Origin of the sequence: Shewanella sp. AS16, from assembly GCF_021412365.1 — a bacterium.
In the GTDB taxonomy this organism is placed as follows: Bacteria; Pseudomonadota; Gammaproteobacteria; order Enterobacterales; family Shewanellaceae; genus Shewanella; species Shewanella salipaludis.
This window is the reverse complement of record NZ_JAKCLK010000185.1, coordinates 1-302: the sequence shown is the minus strand read 5'-3', so window position 1 is coordinate 302 and position 302 is coordinate 1. Positions and strand designations below refer to the sequence as shown.

The 302-nt window shown below is 45.4% G+C and carries 1 rRNA gene; it reads right to left on the bottom strand.

Features of this window, described 5'->3' with window-relative positions:
* A 23S ribosomal RNA gene (locus tag LZP73_RS19910) occupies window positions 1-139 on the bottom strand; the annotation flags it as partial.
* Window positions 140-302 lie beyond the last annotated feature (163 nt).

Here is a 302-nt window from a genome sequence, read left to right as displayed (position 1 = left end):
AAACACACTGGGTTTCCCCATTCGGAAATCGCCGGTTATAACGGTTCATATCACCTCACCGACGCTTATCGCAGATTAGCACGTCCTTCATCGCCTCTGACTGCCAGGGCATCCACCGTGTACGCTTAGTCGCTTAACCTCACAACCCGAAGATGTTTCTTGCGATTCATCATCGTGTTGCGAAAATTTGAGAGACTCACGAACAACTCTCGTTGTTCAGTGTTTCAATTTTCAGCTTGATCCAGATTTTTAAAGAGCAAAACTTCGCAGTGAACCTTTGCAGGTACACTCTGAAGTATTTT